A 14,042-nucleotide genomic window follows, 5' to 3' on the forward strand; every position below is an offset into this window, starting at 1 on the left:
GTCAATTACTCCTTTAATACAGAATCAATATAGATTTCTGGTTCTAACAAATAAGCTGCAATCGAATCTGCAATTGGATAGAAAAATTCTGCTCCTACACCCATTATTACAGTAAGTAATAACAGGAAGATAACAGGTGCAATCATCCCTTTAATCGGTTTCTTTTCTATTCCTTCCATTGCTTGTTTATCCCCCCAAAATCCTCTTACAAAGATTTTAATAATCGAGTAGAGAATAAGCAAACTTGTGAGCAATCCAATAATTGCGAGGATGATCTGATCATTCCTAAACGCACCTTCCAATAATAATACCTTACCAATAAATCCACTGAATGGTGGAATACCAGCTAAAACGAAAGCCGATATAAACAAGAGCCATCCGAGGATAGGGTAGTGATGGATCAAGCCGTTCATCTTACGCAAATCTGATGTGCCAGCAACGTAAGCAATGATTCCAATAAGCAGGAATAGTGCAGCCTTCACAATCATGTCCTGTATGAGATAATATATGGAACCACTAAATGCTTCCTGATTAAAGATACCAATTCCCATTAATATATAACCAACAGCTGGGATGATATTATAAGCAACAATTAATTTAATATTATTCGTTGATAGAGCACCTATAACTCCAAAAATCATGGAAAGGCCTGCTACCCAAATGAAAATGTCATGTGTTAAATCAATATCATGAATGAAAATCAACGTAAAAACCCTTATTAACGCATAAACACCGACCTTGGTTAATAGAGCACCAAACAGTGCGGAAACGAGAGGGTTAGGCACGATGTAAGAATTTGGCAACCAGTAGTAAAGAGGGAAGACTGCAGCTTTTGTCGCAAATACGAAAAAGAGCAAAATTCCAATGGTAGTTAAAATACCTTGTTGATCAACCTCCTGTACTCGTTGGGCAATTTGAGCCATATTAACTGTTCCAACTACTCCATAGAGGAAAGCAATAGCAGTAACAAAGAGCATAGAGGAAAATAAATTGATCAATAGATATTTGACAGATTCTCTTAATTGAACTTTCCCGCCACCGAGTACAATTAATGCATAGGAAGCCATTAAGAGAACTTCAAAGAATACAAAAAGGTTAAAAAGGTCACCTGTTATAAAAGCACCGGATACACCAGTAATCAAGAAAAAGTAAAATGGGTAAAAGTAATAATTTTCTTTTTCTCCCAATCCTGCATGCGGCGCATAAAATGCTCCAGCAACTGAAATTATGTTTGTTGTAAATACAAGTACTGCAGCAAGTGAATCTACTACGAGAATGATACCGTACGGTGCAATCCAGTCACCGGTCTCAAGAATAATACTCCCATTTTCGATAACTTGCCACGTAATATATCCGGAAAGTCCAAGGCCAATTAAAGAAAAAATCTGTGTTAAAAGCCGGGAAACTTTTATTTTTGTATTGAAAAATATAAGGATTATCGCGGATATTAAAGGTATAATTATTGGTAGAACTGCTAAATTACTCATTTGAATTACCCCTCAACTCTTCCATATTATCTGTCTTGTTTTCCTGTGAAGTTCGGTATGCCAACACTAGTAAGAGGGCAGTAATGCCGAAACTAATAACAATTGATGTGAGAATTAAAGCCTGTGGTAAAGGATCGGTATATTCGGAAACACCATCGGTCAGTACAGGTGGCTGACCGCGTTTTAATTTCCCCATTGTTAAAATAAATAGATGAGCCCCATGTGATAATAAAATCGTGCCTATAATTATCCGGAGCAATTGTTTTTGTAATAAATTATAGATTGCTGTAGTAAATAATACACCAGCAAGTATTGAAATAATGATTTCCAATTATTTCGCCTCCTTATTACTTGTTAATTTAATGAGGGCAATTATAGCCAGGGCAGCAATTCCTAACACGGCAATCTCAAATAATGTATCCAAGCCACGCATGTCCACTAGAATTACGTTAACTACATTATCGCCACCACCAAGTTTGTATGAGGTTTCTAGGAAATAATCGGATATTGAATCGAACAAATTAGTACTATGAGCTGAGATACCTATCAAAGTCATCATCAAACCAAAACCGACTGAAATAATAATATTCGTTGTTTTGGTCCGAACACTTTCTTCTCTTTTATTCATCCTAGGCAAGTGATAGAAGCAAAGAAGGAACAATGCAATTGAGATCGTTTCTACAACGAGCTGTGTTAAAGCAATATCCGGTGCACGGTAGATAGCAAACAGTAAAGCTATACCATACCCAACAATTCCAACAACCAGGATTGCGGCAAGATTATTTCGAGTAAAGAGGGTTGCCACTGCACCAATAATAATTACCATTACAACGGAAACTTCCAAAATAGATACACTAGCAACGTCATCAAAACTTATTGAAAAACCGGTTGTAATCAGCATAAATGCAGTGGTAACGATAAATATTGAACCCAGGATTAGCACCATATACGTTCTTAGTGAGCCAGTCATGTAAAAGTTAGTTATCCCCGCAGAATATGTGTCCACTTTTTCAATTAAAGCGTCATACACTTTATTGAAACTGTTTTTTCCAGGGAGAATACGATAAACGCCAGCCCATTTTTTACGGGTAATGAATAAAACAGTACCTACAACTAAAACAATTAGAGACATAATAAAGGCTGGACTTGACCAACCATGCCAAAAGTATACGTCATGGTACTCCACACTACTATTAACCGCTTCTGCGGCATGTTGTATAAATGGAGCGTTCACCATGTTCGGGAAGAGACCAATCAGTATTACTCCCAGGATCAGAATAATAGGCGAGACCAACATCCCGAATGGAGCTTCATGTGGCTTTTTAGGTAATTTTTCAACGTGATTTGGCCCAGTAAATACGCCAAAGAAATAATACATGGAATAAACAAATGTAAAGATACTTGCAATCACTGCAATGTAAGGAATTATCTGACCAAAGAAATTGGCACTATCCAAACCAAGTGTAGATTCAAAGAACAATTCTTTACTGTAGAACCCATTTAGGAATGGTAATGGTACACCTGCCATGGAAAAAGTTCCAAACAATGCAAGCGTTGCTGTCATCGGCATAAATGTCATTAAACCACCGAGTTTGCGTATATCTCTTGTCCCTGTTTCATGATCGATAATACCAGTAATCATAAAGAGACTTCCTTTAAATGTTGCATGGTTTAAAATATGGAACATAGCCGCAAATACAGCAGCTTCTGTACCGAATCCAAGCATAGCCATAATCATACCAAGCTGACTGATTGTCGAAAAAGCTAAAATTGCTTTTAAGTCTGTTTGTCTTACAGCCATGTAGGAGCCCCAGAACAAGGTAATCATTCCTACTAGGCTTACAATAATAAAGAACCATTCATAGGTTGAGAATATCGGTGAAAATCTAGCTACTAAATAGATCCCCGCCTTAACCATTGTGGCAGAGTGCAGGTAAGCGCTGACTGGTGTCGGTGCTTCCATTGCATCCGGAAGCCAAATATGGAAAGGGAACTGAGCTGATTTTGTAAAAGCACCCAGTAAAATGAATACAAGTATTAGAAACAGATATTCACTATTTAAAATGACATCCAATTGTTCAATCATTCCTTGAATACTCGTTGTGCCGGTAATGATTGTTAAGAGGATAAACCCACCAAGCATGCTTAATCCACCAAATACTGTTATTAGCATTGACTTTTGTGCGCCATATCTAGAACGTTCTTTGAAATTCCAATAACCAATAAGTAAGAAAGATGAAATAGATGTTAATTCCCAAAATGTATAAAGTACGAATACATTATCGGATAAGACAACACCTAACATTGCTGCCATAAACATTAGTAAGTAAACGTAGAAAGACCCCAGCTTTTCCGATTTACTTAAATAGAAGACAGAGTAGAGTACTACTAATGCACCGATACCACTTATAAGTAGTACGAATAGTAAACTCAAACCATCCAGATAGAAATCAAAATTGATTCCCATGGAAGGTATCCAATTAACTGTCTCCCTCACTGGTTGAAAGTCATTGCCGATGTATCTTACAAAGTATAAAAATATAACAAACGGAATGAAAAATACAAAAATACCAGTATGTATTTTATCTTTTATTTTACTTAACATTGGAACAAATATTGCCAAAAGAAGTGGGGCAAAAATTGCATAAATCATCAGATAGTATTCCTCCTAAGCTGAAAAAAGTGTTTTTTGAAATGTTTTTCGAGTGGTTTTAATCCTGAGATCGGGGTAGATCTTCATTTAAAGAGTTACTATTGGATGGAACAAATGAACTGCGTTGATATGATACGGGTGGATAAACAATCAATCGAGTTCTTTACTATGTAATAATATACTTTAAGAACAGTTTAACACAATTAATTTGGTCGATAAAACAAAACACCCCTATCAAATTAGATAGGGGTACTCAGCTTATAGATTCCTAATCAAATACCATGTATTATGGAGTATAATGAAAATGAGGGAGTTGGATGTTTATACCTTCTAACCAAATTTTGATTGCTTAATTTTATGAGATAAAGATCTTTTATGAATCTCTTCTTCAAAAAGAGAAATGAAATCAGGGCTTAAGCTTAATTCACATGCTGTATAATAGGACTCCAGCAATAATTCATCTGATAAATTTTCCATAATACAGCCCTCCTAAATAATTATTCTGACTTGAAGTTAGTAATAACTTAACATGTTTACATGGGTAGGACAAGACGCAAGTTATCTACATCATCTTGTAGATAACTTGTGTATAAGCATGTTGATTTAAGACGCAAATACCATTTATAAACCCTTTCCGATGTTAATAAAGTTATCCACAATGAGAAAAAGCATAGAATTTGTCGAACGATTTTTTCTGTTTTTATTGATTATTCGGTAATTTCGATATGTTTTTACACATATAGATGTAATTTGTTTGATAAAAATAGACAACTAACGGTTTTCACTGTAAAACTGTAGTAAGTTATTATAGGATTAGGTTATAATGAGATATTGTATATTAAATGATGCGAATTAAAGGTATTGAGGTGTAATAAATGTTAACGTATTTTTTGCCAAACGAACATGTAAAGAGTGTGTTCGACATCCAACCGGCAACATTAAAGAACAGAGGCATTAAGGGGATTATCACTGACCTGGACAATACTCTCGTAGCCTGGGATGTTAAGGATGCTACTCCTGAGGTTATCCAATGGTTTAAGTTAATGAAGGATCATGATATAAAAGTGACGATCATTTCAAACAATAATCAAGAGCGGGTGGAAGTCTTTTCAGAACCATTGGGCACACCATTTGTTTTCAGTGCGCGAAAACCTTTAAGTAAGGCTTTTAAAACGGTTGCTAATGAAATGGGTTTAAAGAAGGAAGAAGTTGTAGTAATTGGTGATCAATTGCTCACAGATGTGCTGGGTGGGAATTTAGCCGATTTGTACACCATCCTTGTTGTTCCCATCGTTCAGACAGATGGAAAAATAACGAAGTTTAACCGGAAAATCGAACGTAGAATTTTGAACTATTTTAGACGTAAAGGGAAGATAAGCTGGGAGGAATAGATTTTGGAAAATTTATATTGCCAAGGTTGCGGAGTGGGTATTCAGACGAAAGATCCGGAAGCGGCTGGGTTTACACCTTCTTCATCATTGGAGAAAGAAAACTTATTGTGTAAGAGATGTTTTCGACTAAAACATTACAATGAGATACAAGACGTTTCAATTACGGATGACGATTTTCTTCAAATGGTTAGTTCGATAAGGGGAGCAAACGGCCTTGTCGTACATGTTATCGATATTTTTGATGTGAACGGAAGTTTGATTAAAAGTCTTCCAAGAATTACGGGAGACAATCCGATTATACTCGTCGGTAATAAACTTGATCTTTTACCTAAGTCTACAAATCGTAACAGATTGGAACAATGGCTACGCTCTGAGGCAAAACAAGCTGGCATTAAAGTAAAGAACGTTTTTCTGATTTCTTCCGTGAAGGGAACTGGCATTGAAGAACTTACCCATGAAATTGAAAACGATAGAGATAATAAGGACGTATATGTCGTAGGGACAACAAATGTAGGAAAGTCAACGTTTATTAATCGATTGATTAAACAATCGACTGGATTAGGGGAAGTGATCACTACTTCCTATTTCCCTGGTACTACTTTAGGTTTTATTGAGATACCACTGGATGAAGAGACATCATTAATTGATACTCCAGGAATTGTTAACAAGCAGCAAATGGCTCATTACATTTCCGAAGAAGACTTGAAAGTTATAACACCAAAGAAAGAAATTAAAGCCAGAGTATATCAGCTTAATAACCAGCAGACGCTGTATTTCGGTGGTTTAGCCCGTATAGATTTTGTAAAAGGGGACAGGCAGTCATTTGTTTGCTATTTCTCAAATGAGTTGCCTATACATCGTACGAAGTTGGATAAAGCTGATGAATTATATGAAAATCATGTGGGGGAACTTCTTTCTCCACCTAATGAGAAAACGATGGAACATTTACCGAAGTTAGTCTCTAGTACATTTAAATTAAATGGAGGAAAAACAGATATTGTATTTCCTGGTCTAGGCTGGGTAAGTATATCCGGAGAAAATACAACTGTCACAGCACATAGTCCAAAAGGAGTTGCGGTCTCCATCCGCAACTCATTATTATAAGGAGGATTCATATGGGATTTCATTTTAAACTTATTGGATATCCGATAACGCATTCCCTTTCTCCTTGGATTCACGAACAATTTCTTGAGAGATCTAATTTGCAGGGGACATACAAGATAGATGAATTTAAGCCGGAGGACTCTTTTGAGGAAAATATAAAGCGGCTGAAAAATGAACAAATTGACGGTTTTAATGTTACAGTTCCTTATAAGCAGGCGATTATTCCGTTTCTGGATATATTGGATGACACTGCAAGGAAAATGGGAGCCGTAAATACTGTTGCTTATAAAAATGGTAAATGGATTGGTTACAATACAGATGGGGTCGGTTACGTACGTTCATTGGAAAGTAAATATCCCAATCTTTTCAATAATAAAGAGAATCGTGTCTTAGTAATCGGAGCTGGGGGAGCGGCAAGAGCAATTTATTATGCGCTTGATCAATATGAATTTTCAAATATAGATATAGCGAATCGAACAAAGGCCACTGCAGAGGGAATTATTGAGATGGCTCATTCACCAAGACGTACGGAAATACTCTCATTGGAAGAAGCCGAGAAAAATGCAGGAAGTTATGAATTGATTATACAAACAACGTCTGTTGGGATGAAGCCTAATCAAGAGCAGGCAATTATTTCGTCAAACAATATAAAATTAAATACAATTGTCAGTGATATCGTTTATCAGCCCGTTCTCACAAAATTCCTAAGAGACTCTGCTAAGAAGGGTGCGATGATTCATCAGGGACATACAATGCTATTATACCAAGGTCAATATGCTTTTGAAATTTGGACAAATAAGAAAATAAACATTGGTGATATGGATACAAAATTAAAAGATATATTGGAAGGAAGATAATATGTTAACAGGTAAACAAAAAGGATTCTTAAGATCTGAAGCACATCATTTAAAGCCGATTTTTCAAGTTGGAAAAACGGGTGTGAATGATAATATGGTAGAACAAATATCCGAAGCTTTAGAGAAAAGAGAGCTACTCAAAGTAAGTATTCTACAAAACTGTATGGAAGACAAAGATACAGTAGCGGAGCAGTTATCGGAAGGTACGAAATCGGATATTGTACAAATTATTGGGAGTAATATCGTATTATACAAGGAATCGAAGGAAAATAAAAAACTGCAACTACCTTCATAAATGAAAACAATCAATCGAAACAGTAGTTAACCATCAATGTTAGTAAGAGGGGTTTATAATGGAGCGGATTGGAATATTAGGTGGAACGTTTGACCCACCTCATTTAGGTCACTTATTGATTGCGGAAGAGGTCAGACTGGTTATGGAGTTGCAGGAAGTATGGTTTATTCCTACCTATACACCACCACATAAAAATGCTGCAAAGTCGAATGCATCTGATCGAATAAATATGTTGCGTTTGGCGACAGATAGCAATTCTTTTTTTAAAGTGAATACAATTGAAATAGAACGTCCAGGTAAATCATATACTTTAGACACCATGAAAATTCTAAAACAGAAATTTCCTGATAAGGACTTTTATTTTATAATTGGTGCAGACATGGTTGAATATTTACCAAATTGGTACAAAGTGGACGAACTTTTCTCAGTCGTAAACTTTATAGGTGTAAAACGTGCCGGTTATCAGCTGAAGACGAAGTACCCAATAACGGAAGTTGATGTTCCAATTATTGATATTTCATCTTCTATGTTGAGAAGATGGCTCAGGTCCAAAAGGTCTGTTAAATATATCGTACCTGATGCAGTTATTTCCTATATCAAGGAGAACAATTTATATGAAAATTGAATTAGCTATTGAAAAAGTGAAACCCCATTTAACAGAGGCAAGATTCAGGCACACGCTTCGTGTTGCAGAGACAGCTGTACATCTTGCAGGGGTGTATAATGGTTCCATTTCTAAAGCAGAACTTGCAGCAGTATTTCATGATTATGCGAAGTATCGCCCATTAAGAGAAATGGAACATTGGATAAAGAAATCATCTTTGCCGAAAGATCTTCTCGGGTACCATTCTGAATTATGGCACGGACCTGTTGGCTCACTGTTAGTTGAATGGGAACATGGAATCGCGGATACAGAGATACAGGATGCAATTCATTTTCATACAACAGGAAGAGCAAATATGAGTAAATTGGAAAAAATAATTTTTCTTGCCGATTATATTGAACCTGGGAGGAAATTCCCTGGAGTTGAAGAAGTAAGGGAAATGGCGCAACAGGATTTAACGAAAGCATGCTGGATGGCATCCAAAAATACGATTAGCCATCTTATGAAAAAAAATGCAACCATCTATCCAGACAGTTTTTATGCATATAATGACTTAACAAATCAAATTAACGGAGGGGTTTAATTATATGAAAAATAAAGAATTAGTAGAAATAATTGCAGAAGCTTGTGATGATAAAAGAGCAGAAGATATAGTCGCATTGGATATGAATCAAGTTTCACTTGTAGCCGATTATTTTTTAATTTGCCATGGTAATACAGAACGACAAGTACAGGCTATCGCAAGAGGAATTCAAGAATCCATGCATGAGAATGAAGTAGATGTTAGAAGAGTTGAAGGGTTTGAGCAAGCACGTTGGATATTAGTTGATATCGGGGATATCGTCTGTCATATTTTCCACAAGGATGAACGTCACTACTATAATTTGGAAAGATTATGGGGAGACGCTGCCCGAGTACCATTGCAATTGGGACAGGAAGGTTAATAAATGGCATACCAGCAAATGGCATACCTGTACGATCAATTAATGTTGAATGCACCGTATGGGGAATGGATAAATTTTACAGAAAAACTAATTAAAGATTCAGGTAAAACCGTTACCAAAATAGCTGATCTTGGTTGTGGTACTGGTGAGATAACAACCAGATTAGCACAATCCGGCTATCATATGACTGGAGTGGACTACTCTACAGAAATGTTGACGTATGCAGAGCATAAAGCAAGTATGAAAAATCTTTCGATACAGTGGTTACATCAAGATTTAATCACGCTTGAAGGTCTAAGTCAATATGATGCTGCAATTAGCTATTGTGATGTAATAAATTATATTACCGCCCCTGATGATTTGAAGAAGACGTTTCAAAATATTGCTGACTCATTAAGAGTTGGTGGTCTTTTTATCTTTGATATTCATTCCCTTTATCAGGTTGAAGAACAATACATCAATCAAACATTTGCGGATGTGACAGAAGATGCTTCCTATATCTGGTTCTGTACGGAAGGGGAGGAGCCTGGTGAGATGTTTCATGATCTGACATTTTTTTCACGCGTTGATGAGAAGTACATGAGATTCGATGAATTTCACCACCAGAAAACTTATCCTGTTGCGTTTTATAAAAAACTTTTAATGAATGCGGGCTTTGAAAATTTAAAAGTATATGCAGACTTTTCATTGAAAGAAAATGATATAGATGAAAATGCGGAGAGGATTTTCTTTTTAGCTGAAAAAAGATCGGGATAATTCATATTTCCCGATCTTTTTTTGTGTGCAGGAGTTTCATAAATGATGTCGAATAACTATAAGTAAAACCCTCTATGTTAAATTTCCAGAATCTTATTTTGGAGGGAGGTGTCTACTATTGTTCGAACTCCTGAAAAAATCCTCTTTTTTTATAGTTGCTTCGTTAGTGATTCTTCTTTTCCTTGTTTTTACAAGGGAAAAAGAAAGTGAGCATTTTCAAACTGATCTTCATGCTGTTACACCATCAGAAAACCTATTGGAGCAAAAATCTGAATCAAGTCAGAATAGTAATATGGCGATAATTGATGTAAAAGGTGCTGTTTTGAAACCAGGTGTATATGAAATAAAACTGGATTCGAGAATAAATGATATCATTTTAATGGCTGGGGGATTTACTGCCGATGCAGATCAGTCACAGGTTAACCTTGCACAAAAAGTCCAAGATGAAATGATTATCATTGTACCAACAACTGAGGCAGATGTGCCTGCTGGAGAAACTTTAACTAATAGTAATGGGAAAGTGAAGATTAATTATGCAACACCTGCTGAAATAGAAGCTCTTCCGGGAATTGGTCCTACAAAAGCTCAGGCAATCATTCAATACAGAGAGGAAAATGGTAATTTCCAGTCATTGGAAGACTTACTTCAAGTATCAGGGATTGGTGAGAAGACATTAGAGAATATGAAGGACGAGATACAAATTCCTTAGTACATACGTTTTGAAGTGAGGATTGACGAAGTTTCGACAGGAAATGTAAACTAGTAGTAACAACGTAAAAAGGAGTTTTAACAGATGGAAAGAATATCCTGGGATCAATATTTTATGGCACAGAGCCATTTACTGGCACTGAGAAGTACATGTACAAGACTGATGGTTGGTGCTACCATCGTTCGAGATAAACGAATTATTGCAGGCGGATATAATGGCAGTGTATCCGGAAGTATCCACTGTACAGATGATGGTTGCTATGTCATTGAAGGACACTGTGTTCGCACAGTCCATGCAGAAGCAAATGCATTGTTACAATGTGCAAAATTCGGAGTACCTACCGATAAAGCGGATATATACGTGACCCATTTCCCATGCCTGCAATGTACAAAGCAGCTGATTCAAAGTGGCATAAGTACGGTTTATTATGCAGAAGATTATCATAACCATGAATATGCCATTCAACTGTTTGAGGAAGCAGGGGTAAAAACAAAGAAAGTTAAATTGGATTATCTGGCGGTAGACGTGAATTATCAGGAAAAAAATTCCTTGATTAATAACCTGATTGTTAAGCTGGAATCAATAACAGAGAATGATCAGGAAGTTCATCATATGAAAAAAGAAGCAAGAAAACTTTTAAAAAACAAATGAAACTAATCGAAATAGGTGAGTGGAAAATTGAAAGGCTATTGGCATATTGCGGCGTTAGCAGCCGGAGCAGCCATTATTAAAATTTATTTTAATAATGATTGGATCATCCTCGTTTTTTTACTCTGGATATTCTATTTATATTTTTATGAACGGTTAAGGAAATGGCCGATAATCGTTTCCTTAACCGCTTTTATTTTTTTCTCATTTTACATACCCTCAATAGAAAGTCACGAGACAATAGATTATAAATTCCCTGTTGAAGAAACGCTTTATAACGGGAAAATTTCAGGACCTGTTACGAAAACGGAGGAGCGATTGGAATTCGTTGTAAAAGAGAACAATACTGAATCAAACATACTTGTCCTTTATTTCCCAGATAAGAATATTGACAAATCAATGGTAAACCATTTAAACCATGGAGCAGAATGTACGTTAAAAGGTACAGCGGAATTGCCAGCACAAAGCAAGAATCCCGGACAATTTGACTATCGTCATTATTTATTGACAAAAGGGATTACGCATCAGGTTGTTTTGCAGTCTTTAGATGAGATATCGTGTCAAGGATCTTCTTTTATTCATCGGTTTTATAAAGTACGAGAGCATTTACTAACCCTCGTGGATAAAAGGTTAACGGATTTTACAGCATCCTGGTTAAGCGCAATTGTCTTTGGGGAAGATTCGAATATAGATGACGAAACGGAAGAAATTTTTCAACGTTGGAGCTTAACACATATTATCGCTATCTCTGGATCCAATATTGGACTCATTATTGCACTCAGTTACTTTTTCCTAATTAAACTTAATGTAATGACAAAGGAAAATGCCCAGTGGCTTATGGTATTCTTAATGCCGGTTTATGCATTACTTGCCGGAGGTGAGCCGTCCGTTTGGAGAGCAACTGTTATGGTAGTCATCTTTATTCTTTTGAATAAGTACAAACTCAAATTTAGTTATACAGATGTTCTTAGCATCGTTTTTCTAGTTTTAATCCTATTTGATAACTATATTGTCTATCATGTTGGATTCCAATTATCTTTTATTGTCACTTTCGCAATTCTTCTTTCAAAACAATGGATCAGCGAAGTGAGATCCCCATTCTGGCAAGTTCTCCAGATTAGTTTCGTATCCCAAATGGTTATTATCCCAATCCAGCTAGCCTATTTCTCCATATTTCAACCACTATCCATTATCATCAACCTAATCATAATACCCTATTTTACGGTGTTTGCAATTCCTTGTATGTATATCTTATTACCATTGACTTTCTTACCAAGTGTTCTTTTGCGTCCGCTTGACATGACATTTACTTTTATTCACAAATTGGTCATATCTTTTATTGAATATATTGACGGCAATTTTTCTTTTCCACTACTTATGGACGCATTTCCATTGATTGCTACAGTATTGTATTTTGTATTATTTTTTACTTTTATGAATGATTTGCAGCGTAAAAGATTGAAAAAATCGTTTTTATCTGGAATTCTTTTTTGCTTCTTGATCGTAGCTATTGCCGCAAAACCCTATTTTTCGCCGTTAGGTGTAATCACCATGCTAGATATTGGCCAAGGTGACGCATTTTTAATTGAACTACCATTCCGTAAAGGCGTAGTAATGATTGATGCTGGAGCAAAGTTCTCGTTTGATGATATGGAAGAAACAGAAAGTGTATATAAACAGATTCTAAAACCATACTTTTATTCTAGAGGGATATCGGAGCTAGATGCATTAATACTCACACATGAAGATATAGATCATATAGGTAGTGCACGTTACTTGATGAAAGATATGAAAGTGGAGAAATTAATGGTAAGTAATTATTTTGATGAAGAGACATTAAACGAAATAACTAAAAGAAGTTCACTGACTGAAATCGTCCAGGTTGAACAAAATGATACGTTATTACTTGGTGGACAGGAATTTCATTTCCTTGCACCCTCACATAATCGTTTGTCAAATAATGAAAATTCGCTTGTTCTGTATACACAATTGGGTGGAAAATACTGGTTATTTACTGGGGATATAGGGAAAAATGAGGAAAAACAAATTGTAGAAACATATTCAAATTTATCTGTCGATGTTTTAAAAGTTGCACATCACGGAAGTAATACATCCACGGACAAGTCATTTTTGCAAGCAACTAATCCGCAGTTTGCGCTTATTTCTGTTGGAGAAAATAATTCCTATGGTCATCCTGCAGTCGAGGTTGTTCAATCACTGATGGAAGAGGAAATAGAGATTTTGCGAACCGACAAGAATGGAGCAGTTCAATATATTTATAATGGGCAAGGAGGAACATTTTACACCTATTTGCCATAAGCTACTCATGTAGAGGGTAGTTAAAAGCAGTTGCATTTTGAACATTTATAGCTATTAAAAAAAGAGACTGATTAGCCAGTCCCTTTTACTGAAAGGTGTCCATAAATAAATGATTTCAGATTCTTCTATTGGCCTATAACGCTGATAACGGCACCAATAGTAAAAATTAAAAAGAAGAAAATAAATGAGAAAGCAAATCCTTTAATGGAATCGACTACATCGTTACCTTTATACTGTACATCTTTTTCAAATTCGTTCACAATAAATCCCTCCTA

16 protein-coding genes are annotated in these 14,042 nt (G+C 35.9%); 11 read left to right on the forward strand and 5 right to left on the reverse strand.

What is annotated here, in order from left to right; genetic code table 11:
- Positions 1–5 precede the first annotated feature (5 nt).
- The 4 genes from ACFOUV_RS02675 to ACFOUV_RS02690 all read right to left on the reverse strand — a co-directional run bounded on the left by ACFOUV_RS02675 (position 6) and on the right by ACFOUV_RS02690 (position 4,617).
- Positions 6–1,487 carry a Na+/H+ antiporter subunit D gene (locus ACFOUV_RS02675; protein ID WP_379495218.1) on the reverse strand — a complete coding sequence of 494 codons (1,482 nt, stop codon included), beginning with the start codon at positions 1,485–1,487 and terminating at the stop codon, positions 6–8.
- On the reverse strand, positions 1,480–1,818 hold the full coding sequence (locus ACFOUV_RS02680; RefSeq protein WP_379495219.1) for a Na(+)/H(+) antiporter subunit C: 339 nt from the start codon (positions 1,816–1,818) through the stop codon (positions 1,480–1,482). The genes ACFOUV_RS02675 and ACFOUV_RS02680 overlap by 8 nt, the downstream gene beginning before the upstream one ends.
- Positions 1,819–4,140 (reverse strand): Na+/H+ antiporter subunit A, encoded by a 2,322-nt coding sequence (locus tag ACFOUV_RS02685; protein WP_379495220.1) that lies wholly within the window; start codon positions 4,138–4,140, stop codon positions 1,819–1,821.
- Positions 4,141–4,470: 330 nt separating this feature from the next.
- Entirely contained in the window at positions 4,471–4,617 is a 147-nt protein-coding gene (locus ACFOUV_RS02690) for a sporulation histidine kinase inhibitor Sda (RefSeq protein WP_379495221.1), read from the reverse strand.
- Positions 4,618–5,015: 398 nt separating this feature from the next.
- On the opposite strand from ACFOUV_RS02690, the gene ACFOUV_RS02695 reads away from it, so the two are divergent.
- From ACFOUV_RS02695 to ACFOUV_RS02745, 11 genes are all read left to right on the forward strand, one after another.
- A complete protein-coding gene (locus ACFOUV_RS02695; protein WP_379495222.1) occupies positions 5,016–5,531 on the forward strand; it encodes a YqeG family HAD IIIA-type phosphatase in 516 nt (171 codons plus the stop codon).
- A 3-nt stretch (positions 5,532–5,534) separates the two neighbouring features.
- Positions 5,535–6,635, forward strand: a complete 1,101-nt coding sequence (gene yqeH, locus ACFOUV_RS02700) for a ribosome biogenesis GTPase YqeH (protein WP_379495223.1) — start codon at positions 5,535–5,537, stop codon at positions 6,633–6,635.
- 11 nt (positions 6,636–6,646) lie between these two features.
- Positions 6,647–7,492 carry a shikimate dehydrogenase gene (gene aroE, locus ACFOUV_RS02705; protein WP_379495224.1) on the forward strand — a complete coding sequence of 282 codons (846 nt, stop codon included), beginning with the start codon at positions 6,647–6,649 and terminating at the stop codon, positions 7,490–7,492.
- A 1-nt stretch (position 7,493) separates the two neighbouring features.
- Positions 7,494–7,787 (forward strand): ribosome assembly RNA-binding protein YhbY, encoded by a 294-nt coding sequence (gene yhbY, locus ACFOUV_RS02710; protein ID WP_379495225.1) that lies wholly within the window; start codon positions 7,494–7,496, stop codon positions 7,785–7,787.
- A 58-nt stretch (positions 7,788–7,845) separates the two neighbouring features.
- Positions 7,846–8,412 carry a nicotinate-nucleotide adenylyltransferase gene (locus ACFOUV_RS02715; protein WP_379495226.1) on the forward strand — a complete coding sequence of 189 codons (567 nt, stop codon included), beginning with the start codon at positions 7,846–7,848 and terminating at the stop codon, positions 8,410–8,412.
- A complete protein-coding gene (gene yqeK / locus ACFOUV_RS02720; RefSeq protein WP_379495227.1) occupies positions 8,402–8,974 on the forward strand; it encodes a bis(5'-nucleosyl)-tetraphosphatase (symmetrical) YqeK in 573 nt (190 codons plus the stop codon). Before ACFOUV_RS02715 ends, yqeK begins: the two co-directional genes overlap by 11 nt.
- A 4-nt stretch (positions 8,975–8,978) precedes the next feature.
- Entirely contained in the window at positions 8,979–9,335 is a 357-nt protein-coding gene (gene rsfS, locus ACFOUV_RS02725; RefSeq protein ID WP_379495228.1) for a ribosome silencing factor, read from the forward strand.
- A gap of 3 nt (positions 9,336–9,338) precedes the next feature.
- Positions 9,339–10,091 carry a class I SAM-dependent DNA methyltransferase gene (locus ACFOUV_RS02730; RefSeq protein ID WP_379495229.1) on the forward strand — a complete coding sequence of 251 codons (753 nt, stop codon included), beginning with the start codon at positions 9,339–9,341 and terminating at the stop codon, positions 10,089–10,091.
- Between the two features lie 118 nt (positions 10,092–10,209).
- Complete coding sequence (locus ACFOUV_RS02735; RefSeq protein WP_379495230.1) at positions 10,210–10,800, forward strand: helix-hairpin-helix domain-containing protein; 591 nt, start codon at positions 10,210–10,212, stop codon at positions 10,798–10,800.
- An 84-nt stretch (positions 10,801–10,884) separates the two neighbouring features.
- A complete protein-coding gene (locus ACFOUV_RS02740; protein WP_379495231.1) occupies positions 10,885–11,451 on the forward strand; it encodes a ComE operon protein 2 in 567 nt (188 codons plus the stop codon).
- Between the two features lie 27 nt (positions 11,452–11,478).
- Positions 11,479–13,767, forward strand: a complete 2,289-nt coding sequence (locus tag ACFOUV_RS02745) for a DNA internalization-related competence protein ComEC/Rec2 (protein WP_379495232.1) — start codon at positions 11,479–11,481, stop codon at positions 13,765–13,767.
- Positions 13,768–13,892: 125 nt separating this feature from the next.
- Here the strand turns inward: ACFOUV_RS02745 and ACFOUV_RS02750 are convergent, their stop codons facing one another.
- Complete coding sequence (locus ACFOUV_RS02750; protein WP_379495233.1) at positions 13,893–14,027, reverse strand: YqzM family protein; 135 nt, start codon at positions 14,025–14,027, stop codon at positions 13,893–13,895.
- Between the last annotated feature and the right edge of the window lie 15 nt (positions 14,028–14,042).

Origin of the sequence: Oceanobacillus longus (assembly GCF_042650085.1) — a bacterium.
Classification (GTDB): Bacteria; Bacillota; Bacilli; order Bacillales; family Amphibacillaceae; genus Oceanobacillus; species Oceanobacillus longus.

Bases quoted from the DNA above. Each gene is read 5' to 3' on its own strand.
- rsfS (WP_379495228.1), top strand. From the start codon at position 8,979: ATGAAAAATAAAGAATTAGTAGAAATAATTGCAGAAGCTTGTGATGAT.
- ACFOUV_RS02695 (WP_379495222.1), top strand. From the start codon at position 5,016: ATGTTAACGTATTTTTTGCCAAACGAACATGTAAAGAGTGTGTTCGAC.
- yqeK (WP_379495227.1), top strand. From the start codon at position 8,402: ATGAAAATTGAATTAGCTATTGAAAAAGTGAAACCCCATTTAACAGAG.
- ACFOUV_RS02730 (WP_379495229.1), top strand. From the start codon at position 9,339: ATGGCATACCAGCAAATGGCATACCTGTACGATCAATTAATGTTGAAT.
- ACFOUV_RS02685 (WP_379495220.1), bottom strand. From the start codon at position 4,140: ATGATTTATGCAATTTTTGCCCCACTTCTTTTGGCAATATTTGTTCCA.
- ACFOUV_RS02715 (WP_379495226.1), top strand. From the start codon at position 7,846: ATGGAGCGGATTGGAATATTAGGTGGAACGTTTGACCCACCTCATTTA.
- ACFOUV_RS02740 (WP_379495231.1), top strand. From the start codon at position 10,885: ATGGAAAGAATATCCTGGGATCAATATTTTATGGCACAGAGCCATTTA.
- aroE (WP_379495224.1), top strand. From the start codon at position 6,647: ATGGGATTTCATTTTAAACTTATTGGATATCCGATAACGCATTCCCTT.
- ACFOUV_RS02690 (WP_379495221.1), bottom strand. From the start codon at position 4,617: ATGGAAAATTTATCAGATGAATTATTGCTGGAGTCCTATTATACAGCA.
- ACFOUV_RS02675 (WP_379495218.1), bottom strand. From the start codon at position 1,487: ATGAGTAATTTAGCAGTTCTACCAATAATTATACCTTTAATATCCGCG.
- yhbY (WP_379495225.1), top strand. From the start codon at position 7,494: ATGTTAACAGGTAAACAAAAAGGATTCTTAAGATCTGAAGCACATCAT.